This is a genomic window from Methylobacterium sp. WL8 (assembly GCF_008040045.1).
GTDB classification, from domain to species: domain Bacteria; phylum Pseudomonadota; class Alphaproteobacteria; order Rhizobiales; family Beijerinckiaceae; genus Methylobacterium; species Methylobacterium cerastii.
The window spans coordinates 55,636-68,782 of record NZ_VRVF01000001.1 but is presented as its reverse complement, the minus strand read 5'-3'; the positions used below and the strand labels follow the sequence as shown (position 1 = coordinate 68,782).

The following is a 13,147-nucleotide window of genomic DNA, read 5'->3' as shown; positions in this document are numbered from 1 at the left end:
AACGGATGATCGACTTCGGCCCACCCGCCTCACGCCTCGGCGAGGGCGACGGAGCGCGGCGGCGGCAGGTTGGCGCGCAACTCGCGCGAAACGGCGCCGGAGGCCGACACCGTGCCGAGGTTGGCATAGGTCTCGTGGTTCTTCTCGATCGCCGACAGGTCGTAGAGGTAGTTGACCATCAGCCCGTAGGACTGCTTCAGCCCCTTCTCCGAGACGTCGCCGAGGAAGTTGATCCGCTCGAGCCGGGCACCGTTGCCGAGGTGGAAGCGGGCCACCGGATCGAGCGGTCGGCCCCGTTCGTTCTTGGCGCGCAGGAAGTAGGCGGCGGCGGCCGGCAGCAGCGCCTTGCGCACGGCGTCGGACTTCGCCTTATCGGTCGCCCAATCCGGTTCGTCGAGTTGGCGCAACGCCTCGATGTCGTCGCGGGTCAGGCCCTGCGGGGCGTCCGCGCGCCGCTCGCGGTCGAGCCAGCGCGCGAAGCCCGGGACTGGTGAGAGCGTGACGAAGGTCTTCAGGGTCGGGATCTCGCGGGCGAGGTCCTCCACCACCTGCTTGATCAGGAAGTTGCCGAAGGTGACGCCGGCCAAGCCCTTCTGGCAGTTCGAGATCGAGTAGAAGATCGCCGTGGTCGCCGACTTCAGCGGCAGCGGGTCGCGCGCCTGCGACAGGATCGGCGCGATCGCCGGCGCGATCGCGCTCGTCAGGGCGACCTCGACGAAGATCAGCGGTTCGTCGACCAGCGCCGGGTGGAAGAAGGCGAAGCAGCGCCGGTCCACCGGCTGGATGCGGCGGCGCAGGTCGTCCCATCCGGCGATCTCGTGGACCGCCTCGTAGCGGATGATCTTTTCGAGGATGTGGGCCGGCGTCGTCCAGTCGATGTGGCGCAGCACCAGGAAGCCGCGATTGAACCACGAGGCGAACAGGTGCTCGAAATCCGAATCGAGGCTGTCGGCGGCGTCGATCAGGTTGGGCTCGCCCTCGTCGCGCAGGATTCGGCGCAGGTCGAACAGGTCCTCGCGCATGCGCACGAGGCTGAGCGTCCCGTCGCGGGCGAGATTGAGGCGGCGGATCAGCTCCTGGGAGCGCGGCTCGGCCGATTCGTGCAGGCTTCCGAGGCGCGCGCGGGTCGGGTCGGCGCGGTAGGCCTCGATCGCGGCGTCCACCGCGTCGTGATCCGCGTCGAACTCGATGGCGATGAGCCGCAGGAAGGCGTGGCGCTCGTCGGTGCCCAGCGTCGCGTAACGGTCGAGGATCAGCCGCGCCAGGGCGACGCCGGAGGCTTCGCCGCGCCGCGAGATCAGGTCGTCGCAGAGTTTGACCAGTTCGGCGGCGTTGGCCCGGGCGGCGAGGTCGCCGCGGCCGATGCCGATGAGGTCGCGACCGCGATCGCTGATGGTCTGGAGGAGGTCGCCGAAGAAAGAGATCGCCGCCATGGATCGCCGTCCGCGTCTCGCCTCGAAACCGGCCGCCGCGGAGGCCCCGGTCGTCCCGGACGGCGATGCCGTCGGCCACACCGTTTACGGCGTGACGGCGCGCGGGACCAGACCCTCCGGGCGAGGTACGACGCCCTATCGGCGCTCGTCGCCGGCCTGCGCCACCACGGCGCTGTCGGCGCGCTCGCGCCAGTCGCCCAGGCCGTACTGGCGGGCGAACTTCAGCTCGGCGGCCCGCCGGGCGCGGTCGGGGTCGCGCGCGCGATGGATCTCCACCGATCCGATGGTGAAGGGAAGCCCGAAGATCTGCTTCTCGAAATCCACCCGGTAGTTCGGCATGAAAATCCTCTCCTTCTCGAAGCGTCGGATGCGCTCCGCGGCACGAATCGGTGTCATCCGTCGCATGAACGGCATCAGAACCCGGAACGCCTCGATCGACAAATCGATTGCGAGCGATCGGGCCGTGCGCGGAACAACGTTCCGCAAAGGAACATAGGGAGGCGGGTCCGGAATCGACACCGGGTGCGCCACTCCTACGCGGCCGTGCCCTGCGCCACCCGCCGTTGCCATGGCACCGGACCCCGCCTAGGCGACTTTCGATCACCCACCATGCGAGAGCCGACCGACATGCTCACAGCGCCGAACCGCTCGCGCGATCCGAAAGCCCGCTCGTGAGCGACGTCTCGACGGTTTCGCCGCATCCGGCTCTGAGCACGACCGCGCGGATCGGGCTGACGCTGATCGCCGGCGGTGCGGTCGCCAACATCTATTACAACCAGCCGTTGCTCGGGCTGCTCGTGGCCGATTTCGGGCCGCGCGCCGCCCTGTGGGTGCCGACCGCGTGCCTCGTCGGCTACGGGCTCGGCATCGTCGGCCTCGTGCCGCTCGGCGACGCCTGGCCCCGGCGCCAGCTGATCATCGCGCAGTTGCTCGCGCTGAGCGTGGTGTTGGTGGTCGCGGCACTCAGCCCGAATCTATCCGTCCTGGTGCTCGCGAGCCTGCTGATCGGCTTCCTCTCGTCGGCGGCGCAGCAGGCGGTGCCCTTCGCGGCGGAACTCGCGCCGGATGCCAGCCGCGGGCGCGTCGTCGGGCAGGTGATGACCGGGCTGCTCTCGGGCATCCTGCTCGCCCGGACGGTCAGCGGCTTCGTCGGCGCGCATCTCGGCTGGCGGGCGGTGTTCTTCGCGGCCGCCGCGGTCTCGCTCGGGATGGCGGCGATCGCGGCGGCGACCCTGCCGCGCACGGAGGCCAAGCGTCTGCGCTACCGCGCGCTGATGCTGTCGATCCTGCACCTGGCGAAGACGCAGCCCGTGCTGCGCAACGCCAGCCTGTCGCAGGCGCTGTTGTTTGCCGCCTTCAATGCGTTCTGGGTGACGCTCGCGCTCCTCGTGGAGGCCGAGCCGTTCAACCTGACCGCGGCCGGCGCCGGGCTGTTCGGGGTGATCGGCGTCTGCGGCGCGCTGGTGGCACCGGTCTCGGGCCGGTTCACCGACCTGCGCGGGGCGCGGCCCGTGGTGGTCGGCGGCAGCCTCCTCGTCGTCGCGGCCTTCGCGGTGCTCTGGGCCGGCGGCACGTGGTCGCTCGGCGCCGTGGCCGTCGGCGTGCTGCTGATCGACATCGGCATGAACGGGGCACTGATCGCCAACCAGACCCGCGCCTACGCCCTCGTCCCCGGCGCCCGCGGGCGGATCAACACAGTGCTGTTCACGGCGATGTTCGTGTTCGGGGCGATCGGCGCCTACGCCGGATCGCAGGCCTTCCTGCTCGCCGGCTGGGCCGGGGTCTGCTTGGTGGGCATCGCCTTCGCCGTCGCCGCCCTCCTCGTCGCCGTGTTCGATCGGCGCCCCACCCTGACCTGAGGATCCGCCCTCACCGGAGGATCCGCGACAGGCGGCACCAGGCGTCCTTGTCCGCGGGAAGCCCGAAGCGCAGGCGCGCCGACGCCTCCGTGAAGCGCCGGACATGGATGCCGGCCTGGCCGAGCCGTCGGAACAGGCCCGGCGCATCGGGGAAGTCGGCGGTGCGAAACAGGACGGTCCCGCCGACCGACGTACCGCCTGCCCGCGCGATCATGCGGTCAAGCCGTCCCGCGTCGGCGGCGCGCGCGGCTGCGGCCTCGCTGCGCCACGTCGCGTCGCCGAGGGCGGCTCGGCCGATCGCCAGCGCCGGCCCGGCGACGGCCCACGGCCCGAGCGCGGCGGCGATCCGGCGCGCGTGGCCCGCCTCGGCGACGGCGAAGCCCAGCCGCAGGCCCGCGAGCCCGTAGGTCTTGCCGAAGGAGCGCAGCACCACGAGTCCCGGGCGGAGATAGGGACACAGGCTCACGACGGACTCGAAGTCGGCGAAGGCTTCGTCGACGAGGAGCATCCCGCCGCGGGCGGACAGGTCGTCGGCCGCCGCCAGCAGGGTCGACGCCGGCCAGGTCCGGCCGTCGGGATTGTTCGGGTTGACCACGACGACGACCTGCGCGTCCCCGGCCTCGCCGAGGTCGCGCACCGCCGAGACCGCATGCCCGGCCCGCGCCCAGGCCGCCGCGTGCTCGGCATAGGTCGGCCCGACGACGGCGGCCGCGCTCGGCGCGACGAGGCGCGGGATCGTCTCGATCAGGATCTGCGTGCCCGGCGCCGGCACGATGCAGGAAGCCGCCGCGCCGTAGGCCCGCGCCGCCGCCGCGCGCAGGGCCGCGTGGTCGGCCACCGAGGGCAGCCGGTGGAACAGGGTGGCGTCGAGCGGCGGGCAGGGATAGGGGACCGGATTGATCCCGGTCGAGAGGTCGAGCCACGGCTCCGGCGCCTGCGGGAACATCCGGCGCGCCGCGTCGAGGTCGCCGCCATGGGCGATCGGCTCCCCCTCGGGCACACCGAAATCCCAGACGCCATGTCCTCCGCGCTCGCTCATCCGCCCGACACGCTCGCCATCCTCGCCCTCGCCCTCGCGATCGAGGCGGCCTTCGGTTATCCGGACGCGCTCTACAGGGCGCTCGGCCACCCTGTCACCTGGATCGGCCGGCTGATCGCCGCGCTCGACCGCGGGCTGAACCGAGGGGCTGCCCGGGCGCGGCGGCTCGGCGGGGTGCTCGCCCTCCTGATCCTCGTCGCCGTCGTCGGCGCCGTCGCGCTCGGCCTCACGGCGCTGGCGGGACTGGCCGGCACGCTTCCCGCGATCGCGCTGCTCGCCTTCGCCAGTGCCAGCCTGCCGGCGCAGCGCAGCCTCGACGAGCACGTCGCCCGCGTGGCGGAGGGCCTGCGGGCCGAGGGCCTCGTCGGCGGTCGCCGTGCGGTCGCGATGATCGTCGGGCGCGATCCGGAGACTCTGGACGAGGCCGCGATCTGTCGCGCCGCGATCGAGAGCCTGTCGGAGAACTTTTCCGACGGCATCGTCGCGCCGGCGTTCTGGATCGGGCTCGGCGGCCTGCCGGGCGGTGCGCTCTACAAGGCGATCAACACCGCCGACAGCATGGTCGGCCATCGCACCCCGCGTCACGAAGCGTTCGGCTGGGCCTCGGCCCGCCTCGACGACCTCGTGAATCTGCCGGCCTCGCGGCTCACCGCCGTGCTGATCGTCACCGCCGCCGGGCTCCATCGCGGCGCCTCGCCGGCCGGCGCCTGGCGCGCGATCCGCCGCGACGCACGCCGCCACCGGTCGCCGAACGCCGGCTGGCCGGAGGCGGCGATGGCGGGCGCGCTCGGCCTGCGGCTCGCCGGCCCGCGGGTCTACGCCGGCGTCGCGGTCGAGGATGCCTGGATGGGCGACGGCCGCGCGGCGGCCACCGCCGAGGACATCGCGCGGGCGCTGCGCCTCTACCGCACCGCCTGCGCACTGCTGTGGGGGCTCGCGACCGTCGGCGCCTTGCTCGTTACGCTCTGAACCGCGGCGCGGCGGCCGGCGTCGCGCTGCAGGGCGCCGAGCACCACGAAGACGAGGCACGAGCCGACCACGAGGCAGGCCGAGAGGAAGATCATCGGCACGAGGTCGCTGCCGCTGCGGTCTCGGATCATCGGCACCGCGTTCTGTGCGATGAAGCCGCCGAGGTTGCCTACCGAGTTGATCGCCGCGATGCCGGCCGCGGCCGAGGCGCCCTTCAGGAAGGTCGGCGGCAGCGACCAGAACACCGGCTGCGCCGAGAAGATGCCGGCGGCGGCCACGCACAGGCAGGCGAACTTCAGGCCCGACCCCGGCACAACCACGCTCAGCGCCAGCGCCGCGGCCGCGACGAGCCCCGGCCCGACCACGTGCCAGGTCTGCTCGCCCGTCCGCGAGGAATGCCGCGGCACCCACCACAGGGCGAACCCGGTGACCACCCACGGGATGATGTTGATGAAGCCGTTGACGGTGTTGGTGACGCCGAAGCTCCACACCACCGTCGGCAGCCAGTAGCTCAGGCCGTAGGCGCCAAGCGGGAACGCGACGTAGACGCTGGCGAGCATCCACACCCGCCGGTCGAGGAGCGCCGCGAACGGGTTGCCGTGCTCGACCTTGCCGCCGGCCTCGCGCTCCTGTTCCAGCGTCCGGCTGAGCCAGTCGCGGCCGGCGCGATCGAGCCAGGGCGCCTTCTCCGGTCCCTCCGGCAGGACGAGCAGGACGATCACCGCAAGGAACAGCGCCGGCACGCCGGTGCTGACGAAGACCCACTGCCAGCCCTTGAGCCCGAGCGCGCCGTCGAGGTCGAGCAGCGCCCCGCCGACCGCCGCGCCGACGGCGTTGGCCACCGCGCTCGCGATCATGAACCAGCCGATCATCGCGGCGCGGTGCTTCTGCGGGAACCACAGGGTCAGCACGAACAGCACGCCGGGGAAGAAGCCGGCCTCGGCGACGCCCAGCAGAAAGCGCAGCACGTAGAACATCAGCGTGTTCTGGGTGAAGCCGAGCAGCACCGTGATCAGGCCCCAGGTCGCCATGATCCGGGCGAACCACAGCCGCGCGCCGACCCGCTCCAGGATGACGTTGGCGGGCACCTCGCATAGGAAGTAGCCGAGGAAGAACAGCGACGCGCCGAGCCCGTAGACGCTCTCGCTCAATCCCAGATCCCCGACCATCTGCAGCTTGGCGTAGGAGATGTTCTGCCGGTCGATGTAGGCGACCAGGTACATCACCCCGAGCAGCGGCATCAGCCGCCACGTCACCGTCGCGATCGTGCGCCGGGCGAGCGCGTCGTCGGCCGCGGTGTCAATGGGCGTCATAGGGCGTTCCTCGGCGTCCGGCGGTCCCTTCGCGAAGGACCGCGCTTTCGGCGGAGCCTAGGCCGGGACGCGGCGCCTGCCTATCGGGCGGTGGCGCGGTTCGGAGCGCGTATCACCCGCGACGGGAACAGGACCCGCTCGCCTGTCACGCGCGCGAGTCCCTACCGGGCCAGCGCCAGCAGCCGGTCGCAGTCGACGTGGCGTTCGAGGTGCAGGGCGAGCGCGTCGAGCACCCGCTCGATGCCGGCCTCGTAGGAGGCGCCGTCGGATCGCGCGCCGAGGCGGGCGAGCCAGGCGGCCCGCTGCCGGTCGTCGGAAAACAGTCCGTGAACGTAGGTGCCGCAGACCAGCCCGTCGGCCGACACCGCCCCGTCGGCGCGTCCGTCGGCCAGGCGCAGCAGCGGCCGGCTCGAATCGGCGCCGGTCGTGTCGCCGACATGCATCTCGTAGCCGGAGAACGGGATGCCGTCGGGCAGGCTCGTGCCGGAAACCGCCTCGAGGCGCTTCAGGGGCGTCATCACCGTGTCGACCTCGAGCAGCCCGAGCCCCGGAACGGTGCGCGGCGCGCCCTCGATGCCGTCTGGGTCGGACAGCGTCCGCCCGAGCATCTGGTAGCCGCCGCACAGCCCCAGGACCCGCCCGCCGCGGCGTAGATGCGCCCGCAGATCCCCGTCCCATCCCTCCGCGCGGAAGAAATCGAGGTCGTCGATCGTGGTCTTGGATCCCGGCAGCAGCACCAGGGCCGCGTCGCCCGGGATCGGCTCGCCGGAACGCACCAGCACCACCTCCACCGCCGGCTCGGCGCGAAGCGGATCGAGGTCGTCGAAGTTGGCGATCCGGGGCAGGACCGGCACGGCGATGCGGGTCGCGGCCGGGCCGGCCGACCCAACGAGCCCGAGCACGTCCTCGGCCGGCAGGCGCGCGGCCTGCGGAAAATGCGGGATCAGGCCGAGGCTCGGCCAGCCGGTGTGGCGCGCGATCAGGTCCATCCCGTCGGAAAACAGGGTCGGGTCGCCCCGGAAGCGGTTGACCAGGAAGCCGACGATCATCGCGGCGTCGTCCGGGTCGATCACCGCCTTGGTGCCGACGAGGCTGGCGATGACCCCGCCGCGGTCGATGTCCCCGAGCAGCACCACGGGCGTGTCGGTGGCGCGGGCGAAGCCCATGTTGGCGATGTCGCCGGCGCGCAGGTTCACCTCGGAGGCCGAGCCAGCACCCTCGACGAGGATGAGGTCGGCCTCGGCCTTCAGCCGCGAGAAGCTGTCGAGCACCGCTTCCAGCAACCTCGGCTTCCAGGCCTGGTAGTCGCGTGCCTTCACGGTCGCGACCATGCGGCCCTGCACCACAACCTGCGAGCCGACCTCGCTCTGCGGCTTGAGCAGCACCGGGTTCATGTGGATCGACGGCGCGACGCCGGCCGCCCGCGCCTGCAGCGCCTGCGCCCGCCCGATCTCGCCGCCGTCGGCGGTGACGGCGGCGTTGTTCGACATGTTCTGCGGCTTGAACGGGCGCACGCGCAGCCCGCGCCGGGTGAAGGCCCGCGCGAGCCCGGCGACGATCAGCGACTTGCCGACGTCGGAGCCGGTGCCCTGGATCATCAGGGCGCGGGTCATGCCGTCACCGAAGGCATGGCGAAGGAAGAAAGATGTCCTTCCTCCTTCCGCGCGGCATAAGCTCGCCAGAAAGCGGAGCGATCGGATGCAATGAAGCGAACGATCAGAGTGCTTCCTGAAAATCGGAACCACGCCGTCATGCAAAGCGACGGCGACCATTTCGCCATTGATACGATCGTGCACCCGACCCTGATCGCCCCGCTCGACGGGCTTCCATCGCTCGATCGCGAAGGCGATATCGAGCCTGTCGATCGGGCAGAGCCGGACCCAGTGGATTTGTAGGCCGATGCTTGCGCGGCGCTCGCACATTGCCCGCATTCGCGGACAACGGCCGCGAGTTCGACCGCGTCGAAAATTTGCGCATCGAGGACTGGCTGGCCTGGAAGGCGCACCACGCCGCGCCGACGACCGATCAAAACTCGATGCCCTCCTGCGCCTTCACGCCCGCTGCGAAGTGGTGCTTCACGCTGCCCATCTCGGTGACCAGGTCGGCGGCTTCGATCAGCGCGGGCTTGGCGTTGCGGCCGGTGACGACGACGTGGAGGTCCGGGCGGCGGGCCTTGAGCGTCGCGACCACCGCATCGAGGTCGAGGTAGTCGTAGCGCAGCGCGATGTTGAGCTCGTCGAGGATGAGCAGGCGGATGCCGGGGTCGGCCATCAGGTCGGTCGCCTGGTTCCAGGCGTTGAGGCAGGCGGCGATGTCGCGAGCCTTGTCTTGCGTCTCCCAGGTGAAGCCCTCGCCCATGGCGTGCCACGCGACCCGGTCGCCGAAGACCTTGAGCGCATGCGCCTCGCCGGTGTCCCAGGCGCCCTTGATGAACTGCACGATGCCGACCCGGTGCCCGCGTCCGAGCATGCGGAGCGCAAGGCCGAGCGCCGCCGTGGTCTTGCCCTTGCCGGGGCCGGTGTTGACGATGAGGAGCCCCTTCTCGATCGTCTTGGCCGCCACCTCGGCGTCCTGAACCGCCTTGCGCTTCTCCATCTTCTCGCGATGGCGCGTCGCGTCGTCAGGCTTGGCGTCGTCAGGCTTGGCGTCGTCAGGCTTGGCGTCGTCGGGCTTGGCGTCGTCGGTCATGACGTTCCCTGCGGTTTCACGGTCAGCGGCAACCCGGCGACCGTCAGCACGACGCGGTCGCATTCGGCCGCGAGGGCCTGGTGGAGGCGCCCGGCCGCATCGCGGAAGCGGCGGGCGAGCGCGTTGTCCGGGACGATCCCGAGGCCGACCTCGTTCGAGACCAGAACGAGGGGGCCCCGCGCCGCCCGGCAGGCGATGACCAGGGCCTGCGTCTCGGCGTCGAGGTCTGCGTCGGCGAGGATCAGGTTCGTGAGCCACAGCGTGAGGCAGTCGACCAGCACCGGTCCCGGCGCGTCGGCGATCGCCGCGGCCAGCGCCGTCGGCACGTCCCGCGTGATCCAGTCGCCGGACCGGCGGGACCGGTGGAGGGCGATCCGCGCGCGCATCTCGTCGTCCCAGGCCTGCGCCGTTGCGAGGTAGAACCAGGGGCCGGGCTCCGCCTCGATCAGCCTCTCGGCGTAGGCGCTCTTGCCCGAGCGCGCACCGCCGAGCACGAGGGTCGTCCGAGGCGCGGCCTGCTGCATGGCGAAGACCCATGCCCCAACCGTGGCGTGCCCGTCAAAGCCTCCGTTGTGCGGGTGCGCCGGACAGGCTATGGCTGGTGGAGACGGTGCCCCGGAGACGGGGTGAAAAGGGAATGCGGTGAGGGGAAACCCGATTCCGCGGCTGCCCCCGCAACTGTGAGCGGTTAGCTCCTGCCCTCGGCCACCGATGTTTCGGGAAGGCGGCAGGCGCGGCGATCCGCGAGCCAGGAGACCTGCCGTCCCCCGCGCTTTCTCGAACGCCGCCGGCGGGGCGGCCGGAGATGTTGTCGACATGACCACCCAGACCCTCACCCAAACCGGCACCCGCGCGAACGAAGGCTTCGTCGCCATCGCCGTCGCCGCCATGCTCGGCCTCGGGCTCGTGTTCCTCGCCGGCTTCTCGCCCGCCTCGGCGCTGCACAACGCGGCGCACGACTTCCGGCACACGCAGAACTTCCCCTGCCATTGACCGCCTGAACCCAGGCGCTCCCATGCTCATCCGGCTCCTGTCGGCGGCGCTCGCCGCCGGCTTCCTCGCGGCCGTCCTGGTGACGGGCCTCGAACTCGCGCTCACCTCGCCGCTGATCATCGCGGCCGAGCGCTACGAGACCCAGGCCACCCCCGGCTCCGCAGCCGCCGTCGCCCCGATGCCCGATCGCCTGCCGATCGTGCTGGCGCATGCCGGGCACGACCACGATTCCAAGGCCGCGCCCGAGTGGCAGCCGGGCGCGGGCCTGCCGCGCATGCTGTTCACCGGGCTCGCGACCCTCGTCGGCGGGATCGGCTACGCGCTGCTGCTCGGCGCGGTGATGCTGGCGACCGGCCGCGAGCCGTCGCCCGAACGCGGCCTCGCCTTCGCGGTGGCCGGCTTCCTCGCCGTGGCGCTCGCGCCGGCGCTGGGCCTGCCGCCGGAGCTGCCCGGTAGCGAGGCGGCTCCTCTGGTCGCGCGCCAGGTCTGGTGGCTGATGACCGCCGCCGCCACCGCGATGGGGATCTACCTCATCGCGATCCGCCGGGTGCCGATCACGATCCTCGGCGGACTTGTGCTCATCGTCGCGCCGCATCTGGCCGGCGCGCCGGAGGTGGCGGCGACGCCCTCCGAGCTTCCCGCCGGCCTCGCCGCGCAGTTCGCCGCGCGCTCGCTCGCCATCGCCTTCGTGTTCTGGGCGGTGATCGGGCTGGCGTTCGGCCGCGCGTGGCAGACCTTCGGGCCGAAGACCGCGGCAGGCGCCCGTGGCTGACACGGTCCTCTACGTCTGCACCACCTGCCGCATGGAAGGCGACGCACCGGACGGCCCGCGTGCCGGCGCCCGCCTGCTCGACGCGCTGCGCGCGCTGCCGGCGCCCGACGGGGTGACGATCGAGGCGGTCGAGTGCCTCTCCGTCTGCAAGCGGCCCTGCACCGTCGCGGTGGCGGCGGAGGATCGCTGGACCTACGTCTACGGCGACCTCGACCCCGCGGCGTCGGCACGCATCATCCTCGACGGCGTCGGGCTCTACGCCGGCACGCCCGACGGGATCGTGCCGTGGAAGCAGCGCCCGCAAGAGTTCCGCAAGGGCGTCGTCGCCCGCATCCCCCCGTTTCCGCCGCGCGCGGCCTGAGCCATCGGCGAGATCCCCATGACCATCGTTGCGAAGATCCCCTGCACCATCGTCACCGGCTTCCTCGGTGCCGGAAAGACGACGCTGGTGCGCCACGTGGTCGAGAACGCCGGCGGGCGCCGGCTCGCGATCCTGGTCAACGAGTTCGGCGACGTCGGCTTCGACAAGTCGTTCCTGGCCGCCTGCGGCATCGAGGGCTGCACCGAGGATTCGATCGTCGAGCTGCCCAACGGCTGCATCTGCTGCACCGTCGCGGACGACTTCGTGCCGGCGATGACGGCGCTCCTCGACCGCCCGAACCCGCCCGAGCACATCCTGATCGAGACCTCCGGCCTCGCCCTGCCGAAGCCCCTGGTCCAGGCCTTCCAGTGGCCGGCGATCCGCTCGCGGGTGACCGTGGACGGCGTCGTCGCGGTGGTGGACGGGCCGGCGGTGGCGTCCGGCGCCTTCGCCGAGGACCCCGAGGCGCTGGCGAACCAGCGCGCCGCCGACACGGCCGTGGACCACGACAACCCGCTGGAAGAGGTGTTCGAGGACCAGCTCCTTTGCGCCGACCTCGTCGTGCTCAACAAGGCCGACATGATGGACGCCGCCGGCCTCGCCGCAGTCCGGGTCGAGGTGGAGCGCCAGCTTCCCCGCGCGGTGAAGGTGGTCGAGACCGCCCACGGGCGGATCGACCCGCGCGTGCTGCTCGGCCTCCAGGCCGCCGCCGAGGACGACCTCGACGCGCGCCCGTCGCATCACGGCGAGGGCGAGGACCACGACCACGACGACTTCGAGACCGTGGCGCTCCCGGTCCGCACCGCGATCACCGCCGCCGACCTCGCCGCCCGCGTCGAGAAGGCGGCGGAGACCAAGGGCGTCCTGCGGATCAAGGGCTTCTGCGCCGTCGAGGGCAAGCCGATGCGCCTCGTGGTGCAGGGCGTCGGCCGCCGCATCACCCATCATTTCGACCGGCCCTGGACCGCGAGCGAGCCGCGCGACGGCACCCTGGTGGTGATCGGCCTCAAGGGTTTCGACCAGGGTGCGGTCGCGGAAGCGCTGGCCGGCTAGGGCTTGTCCGCCGCCCGCGCTACACTGCCCGTTTTCACGACCACCGCAGATCCCGGGATGCTGGACCGCCGCGAGAGCCCGATGAGCCTGGATGCGTTCTTCGCCTGGCAGGAAGCCCAGGCGGAGCGCTACGAGCTCGTCGGCGGAGTGCCGGTACGGATGATGGCGGGTGCTCGCAACGTCCACGACGACATCGTCGTGAACGTCCTTGCTTGGCTGCGCACGGCCTTGCGCGGCAGCGGATGCCGCCCGTTCACCGGTGACGGCAGCGTCGAGACGCTGCCCGGCCAGATCCGCCGCGCCGACATCGGCGTCGATTGTGGGCCGCGCGATCCGAACGCTCTCAAGGCGGCGCAGCCGCGGGTCGTCGTCGAAGTGCTGTCGCCGAGCGCGCGGGACTTCGACGCGTTCGAAAAGCTCGCCGAGTACCGCACGATGGCCGACCTCGAGCACATCGTGCTGGTCGAGCCCAACGCGGCGGAAGTTCGCCTGTGGACGCGCGAGCCCGACCGGACTTGGGCCGAGACACGGCTGCTCGGCCTCGCCGCGACGGTCTCTATCTCAGCGCTCGGGATCGTCCTGCCGGCCTCGGAAATCTACGACGGCGTGACCTTCCCGAACCGGCCTCGCCTCATCGCCGACGAGCCCGACGAATCGGCAGGCTGAC

15 protein-coding genes and 1 riboswitch are annotated in these 13,147 nt (G+C 71.8%); of the genes, 8 read left to right on the top strand and 7 right to left on the bottom strand.

What is annotated here, in order from left to right; all coding sequences use genetic code 11:
- Nucleotides 1-29 precede the first annotated feature (29 nt).
- A complete protein-coding gene (locus tag FV234_RS00350) occupies nt 30-1,433 on the bottom strand; it encodes a malonyl-CoA decarboxylase (protein ID WP_147761363.1) in 1,404 nt (467 codons plus the stop codon).
- Between the two features lie 135 nt (nt 1,434-1,568).
- Entirely contained in the window at nt 1,569-1,772 is a 204-nt protein-coding gene (locus tag FV234_RS00345) for a hypothetical protein (protein WP_147750156.1), read from the bottom strand.
- A gap of 332 nt (nt 1,773-2,104) precedes the next feature.
- Here FV234_RS00345 and FV234_RS00340 point away from each other — a divergent pair, with 332 nt between their 5' ends.
- A complete protein-coding gene (locus FV234_RS00340) occupies nt 2,105-3,292 on the top strand; it encodes an MFS transporter (RefSeq protein WP_147761364.1) in 1,188 nt (395 codons plus the stop codon).
- Between the two features lie 10 nt (nt 3,293-3,302).
- On the opposite strand, the gene cobD is transcribed toward FV234_RS00340, so the two are convergent.
- Entirely contained in the window at nt 3,303-4,331 is a 1,029-nt protein-coding gene (gene cobD / locus FV234_RS00335) for a threonine-phosphate decarboxylase CobD (RefSeq protein ID WP_147827778.1), read from the bottom strand.
- Here cobD and cbiB point away from each other — a divergent pair.
- The gene (gene cbiB, locus FV234_RS00330; protein WP_147761366.1) at nt 4,311-5,300 is read left to right on the top strand and encodes an adenosylcobinamide-phosphate synthase CbiB; all 990 of its coding nucleotides are present in this window, start codon (nt 4,311-4,313) and stop codon (nt 5,298-5,300) included. The genes cobD and cbiB overlap by 21 nt on opposite strands.
- Here cbiB and FV234_RS00325 read toward each other — a convergent pair.
- Complete coding sequence (locus tag FV234_RS00325) at nt 5,234-6,613, bottom strand: MFS transporter (RefSeq protein WP_147827777.1); 1,380 nt, start codon at nt 6,611-6,613, stop codon at nt 5,234-5,236. The two genes, cbiB and FV234_RS00325, sit on opposite strands and share 67 nt — an antisense overlap.
- 161 nt (nt 6,614-6,774) lie before the next feature.
- Nucleotides 6,775-8,226 (bottom strand): cobyric acid synthase, encoded by a 1,452-nt coding sequence (locus FV234_RS00320; protein ID WP_187273539.1) that lies wholly within the window; start codon nt 8,224-8,226, stop codon nt 6,775-6,777.
- 90 nt (nt 8,227-8,316) lie between these two features.
- Here FV234_RS00320 and FV234_RS00315 point away from each other — a divergent pair, with 90 nt between their 5' ends.
- On the top strand, nt 8,317-8,508 hold the full coding sequence (locus FV234_RS00315; RefSeq protein WP_147761368.1) for a hypothetical protein: 192 nt from the start codon (nt 8,317-8,319) through the stop codon (nt 8,506-8,508).
- Nucleotides 8,509-8,638: 130 nt separating this feature from the next.
- Here FV234_RS00315 and cobO read toward each other — a convergent pair whose 3' ends face one another.
- Entirely contained in the window at nt 8,639-9,301 is a 663-nt protein-coding gene (gene cobO, locus FV234_RS00310) for a cob(I)yrinic acid a,c-diamide adenosyltransferase (protein WP_147827776.1), read from the bottom strand.
- A complete protein-coding gene (gene cobU, locus FV234_RS00305; RefSeq protein WP_147761370.1) occupies nt 9,298-9,825 on the bottom strand; it encodes a bifunctional adenosylcobinamide kinase/adenosylcobinamide-phosphate guanylyltransferase in 528 nt (175 codons plus the stop codon). The genes cobO and cobU overlap by 4 nt, the downstream gene beginning before the upstream one ends.
- A gap of 67 nt (nt 9,826-9,892) precedes the next feature.
- Nucleotides 9,893-10,081, top strand: a riboswitch (cobalamin riboswitch).
- A gap of 36 nt (nt 10,082-10,117) precedes the next feature.
- Here cobU and FV234_RS00300 point away from each other — a divergent pair.
- From FV234_RS00300 to FV234_RS00280, 5 genes are read left to right on the top strand one after another with little or no spacing between them, the layout of a single operon-like run.
- Complete coding sequence (locus FV234_RS00300; RefSeq protein ID WP_147761371.1) at nt 10,118-10,294, top strand: CbtB-domain containing protein; 177 nt, start codon at nt 10,118-10,120, stop codon at nt 10,292-10,294.
- A 22-nt stretch (nt 10,295-10,316) separates the two neighbouring features.
- A complete protein-coding gene (locus FV234_RS00295) occupies nt 10,317-11,066 on the top strand; it encodes a CbtA family protein (protein WP_147761372.1) in 750 nt (249 codons plus the stop codon).
- Nucleotides 11,059-11,427, top strand: coding sequence for a DUF1636 domain-containing protein (locus FV234_RS00290; RefSeq protein ID WP_147761373.1), 369 nt, complete (start codon nt 11,059-11,061; stop codon nt 11,425-11,427). The genes FV234_RS00295 and FV234_RS00290 overlap by 8 nt, the downstream gene beginning before the upstream one ends.
- Before the next feature lie 18 nt (nt 11,428-11,445).
- Nucleotides 11,446-12,480: a cobalamin biosynthesis protein CobW gene (gene cobW / locus FV234_RS00285; RefSeq protein WP_147761374.1), complete on the top strand. Its 1,035-nt coding sequence runs from the start codon at nt 11,446-11,448 to the stop codon at nt 12,478-12,480.
- 57 nt (nt 12,481-12,537) lie between these two features.
- Nucleotides 12,538-13,146 (top strand): Uma2 family endonuclease, encoded by a 609-nt coding sequence (locus FV234_RS00280; protein ID WP_147827775.1) that lies wholly within the window; start codon nt 12,538-12,540, stop codon nt 13,144-13,146.
- Nucleotide 13,147 lies beyond the last annotated feature (1 nt).